General features: G+C 68.3%; 1 protein-coding gene and 1 pseudogene. One reads left to right on the forward strand and one right to left on the reverse strand.

Annotated elements, in window-relative coordinates:
* Window positions 1-77: 77 nt before the first annotated feature.
* Window positions 78-1010 (reverse strand): quinolinate synthase NadA, encoded by a 933-nt coding sequence (gene nadA / locus VF794_RS03910; protein ID WP_331107829.1) that lies wholly within the window; start codon window positions 1008-1010, stop codon window positions 78-80.
* Window positions 1011-1297: 287 nt separating this feature from the next.
* Here nadA and VF794_RS03915 point away from each other — a divergent pair.
* A pseudogene (locus tag VF794_RS03915) lies at window positions 1298-2491 on the forward strand (hypothetical protein); the annotation flags it as partial.

A 2491-nucleotide genomic window follows, 5' to 3' on the forward strand; every position in this document is an offset into this window, starting at 1 on the left:
CTTCCGGTGCAAGGCGCGAATGCATCGCATGAGCGGATTTGCCACTCCCGCGACAGACGGCGCGACGCGTCAACGGCTCACTGTGACCATTCGAGCATCCGCTGGAGCGGCGCCAGCGCGGCGGACTGAAGGTCGGCGGGCAGGGTCAGCTCCGGGGTGCGGTCCCTCATGCACCGGTAGAGCTTCTCCATCGTGTTGAGCCGCATGTAGGGACACTCGTTGCACGAGCAGCCGTTGTCCGGAGGCGCGGGAATGAACGTCTTGTCCGGGGCGCCACGCTTCATCTGGTGGAGGATGCCCGCCTCGGTGACCACGATGAACTCGCGCTTGGGGCTCTTGAGCACGTGGTCCAGCAGCCCCTTGGTCGAGCCGATGTAGTCGGCGTGCCGCAGCACCGCCTCCTCGCACTCGGGATGGGCCACCACCTCGGCCTCCGGGTGCTGCACCTTGAGCTGCACCAGGCGCTTCTCGCTGAAAATCTCATGGACGATGCAGCTGCCCGGCCACAGCACCATGTCCCGGCCGGTCTGCTGCTTCACATAGCGGCCCAGGTGCTGGTCCGGCGCGAAGAGGATCTGCCGGTCCTTGGGCACCTGGTTGACGATCTTCACCGCGTTGGAGGACGTGCAGATGACGTCGCTCATCGCCTTCACCGCGGCGGAGCTGTTGACGTAGCTCACCACGAAGTGGTCCGGGTGCTTCTCCTTGAAGGCCCGGAAGGCCACCGGCGGGCAGCGATCCGAGAGCGAGCAGCCAGCCTTGAGGTCCGGCAGGAGCACCTGGCGGGTGGGGTTGAGGATCTTCGCCGTCTCCGCCATGAAGTGGACGCCACAGAAGACGATGACGTCCGCCTTCGTCTTCGCCGCGGCCTGGGCGAGGGCCAGGCTGTCTCCGACGAAGTCGGCCACGTCCTGGATCTCACTCTCCTGGTAGTAATGCGCGAGGATGACGGCGTTGTGTTTCCGCTTCAGCTCCTGGATTTCCCGCTCGTAGTCCACTTCGGCGCCCATCGCGTCTCCTTCCCGGCTGATTTAACCGCCCACGCTGGTTGAGGCCAGCACTCGCTTGCTCTCCCCACGACGAGAGGAGCGCTCGACCGAGGCTCCGTGCGCGCTCGCCGTCGGCCCCCCGTCTGAGAGGGGCTCGATTCGAGGTAAAGCGGGCGCCGGTGTTTATCGACCAGCCGTTGGTAACGGCTGGCCACGGCTTTTCTTCCACGACTGGGACTGTTACCGTCGAAGCGCCTAGTAGCTCTCTGGATCCCCCCCTTGGCAGAGGGCTTTAGCGTGTGGATGGCATGCCGGCGAAGCGCTCGGAGCGCGACACTCAGCAGGAGGTGGCGGTGGTCTCGCACGAGCAGTCGGTGTTGATCGTCCACCCCGACCCGGTGCTCCGTGCCGGGCTCGCCGAGGCCCTGGCTCCCAGGAAGATCGTCGCGGTGGGCTCGCGAGACGACGCGACCCGCACGCTCGCCGAAGGTGTCCCCGACATCATCCTCGCGGACGCGGTGGGCGCGCGGAAGTTCATCCAGGCCATCGAGCGGCTCGCTCCCCGGGCGCTGCGGGTCTTCCTCTGTCCCGGTGGGACGCAGGCCGAGGCGCTCCAGGAGCTGGTGGACGTGGCGTCCGAGGGCCATGAGTTCCACACCATGGACCTGTCGGTGGCCTCCCTGGCGGGGTTGAGCCGCGCCCTGGGCACGCTGCTGCGCCAGCGCACCTCCATGCGCCTGCCCGCGGTGGGGCTGGAGGCCTCCTTCGTCGTCGATGACTCGCTGCGGCGCGCGGTGTGCCTGGACTTCGGCAACGAGGGCTTCCAGCTCAAGCTGCCGGTGGACGCCCCCATCGAGCGGATGGTGCCCGGCACGCGGCTGACGGACTTCCGGCTGGAGATCGCCGGCCGCACCCTGCTGCGCACCAGCGCGGCCTTCGTGCGGCACGTGGGCATGGAGCACGCCTCGGCGGACGCCTTCTTCCGGGTGGGCGTGCAGATTGAACGGCCCAACGCCAGCATCGGCTACGTGGAGATGGCGACCCTGGATGACCGGGTGCGCATCCTCGCCGTGCTGCGGCGGGCCCTGCGCTACCGGCAGATGGTCCAGTGCACGTTGATGCAGGGCGTGCGCGTCCAGGAGGAGCTGCATGCCCAGCTCGTCCCGATGGGGGAGCGGCTCACGCTGCGGTGCGCGCTGCCGCGCAACTGGACGGCGGTGGTGGGCGACGTGGTGCACCTCGTCTTCGAGCTGAGTGGCAAGAGCTACCGGGGCTGGACGTCGGTGCTCGCGGTGGAGCAGGCCAGCCTCATGCTCGCCCTGCCGCGCAGCCTGTCGCTGTACCACCGGCGCAACCAGATGCGCTTCCGGGCCGGCGCGGAGGACACCTTCGGCGTCTCCTTCGTGTCTCCGCTCACCGGCCAGCGCATCGAGCGCCCCGTGGTGGATCTGCACACGGTGGGGCTGGCCTTCCTCTTCGAGGGCGCGCGCGAGGTGCTGCCC

It is taken from the genome of Archangium sp. (genome assembly GCF_036389735.1).
GTDB lineage: Bacteria > Myxococcota > Myxococcia > Myxococcales > Myxococcaceae > Archangium.